Origin of the sequence: Corallococcus terminator, from assembly GCF_003611635.1 — a bacterium.
GTDB lineage: Bacteria > Myxococcota > Myxococcia > Myxococcales > Myxococcaceae > Corallococcus > Corallococcus terminator.
In genome coordinates this window covers 1-1125 of record NZ_RAVZ01000712.1, presented here as the reverse complement: position 1 = coordinate 1125, position 1125 = coordinate 1, and the positions used below count along the sequence as shown (strand labels likewise).

General features: G+C 68.8%; 1 protein-coding gene. It reads left to right on the top strand.

What is annotated here, in order from left to right; all coding sequences use genetic code 11:
• Positions 1-1125 (top strand): alpha/beta fold hydrolase (locus tag D7V88_RS41715; protein WP_120545980.1); only part of this gene is annotated, 1125 nt, incomplete at both ends.

Below are 1125 nucleotides of genomic sequence, written 5' to 3'. Positions count from 1 at the left end.
AGAGACAGGCCCCGGACGTCCCCCATCATTCCGGGTTCGAGCTGCGCGACGAGGAGGTGGAAGAAGCGCTCGTCACCGGCGCCCACCAGGAGCTGCTGGAGGACTACTTCGGACCGGAGCAGTACGCAGAATTGACCCGACTCGCCCGCGATACGGCCGCCGCCCGCACGCTGCGCGGAGGCCCACCGGTCCTCATCCTTCCGGGCCTCCTGGGCTCGAAGATTGGCCGCGAGCGGAAGCTCGGCCCCTTCGAGGACGTCTTCTGGTTCGACCCCGTGGATATCGGCGTCGGCAGGCTGACCCAGTTGGAGCTGCCCACTCCGGGCAATGGCCTCTCCGCGATCGGGGTGATGCTGTTCGCCTACCTCTCGCTCAAGTTCCGGCTCTGCCAGGCAGGCTTCGACGCACGCTTTCACCCCTTCGACTGGCGCAGGAGCATCACCGAACTGGGTGCTGAACTCGCCGCCGTGCTCCAACAGCGCGCGGGGGAGAAGGTGCACCTGGTGGCGCACAGCATGGGCGGGCTCGTCGCACGCGCGGCCATCTTCCAGGGCGCGCCGTACGCGCGGCTCGTCATGCTCGGCACCCCGAACTTCGGATCCTTTGATTCGGTGATGGCCCTCCGCGCCAGCCATCCGGTGGTCCGCAAGCTGGGCGCGCTCGACGTGCGGCACACCCCCGAGCAGCTCTCGCGTGACCTCTTCACCACCTTCCCGGGGCTGACCCAGATGCTCCCTGCCCCGGAGCGTTGGGCGGAGGTGGACCTCTACGATCTCTCCCAATGGCCTCCCGACGACCTCCATCCCCGCGACGCCCTTCTCAAGGGGGTGGCGCCGATGCGTGCGGGGCTCGCGGGCGCGCGCGAGGACTTCTTCATCATCTGCGGCGAGGGCCAGGAAACGACCGTGGGCCTGCACCGCGACGCGCAGGGACGGTTCGTCTACCAGACCTCCCGGCAGGGGGATGGCACGGTGCCACTGGAGTTCGCCCAGATGAGCGGGGTGAAGGCGCACTACTTCATCGCCGAGAGCCACGGGGCGCTGCCGAACAACTCGCGGGTGGCGCGCGCCGTCGGTGATCTCCTCAAGCATGGACAGACGGACGTGCTCCCCACCCACCCCGCAC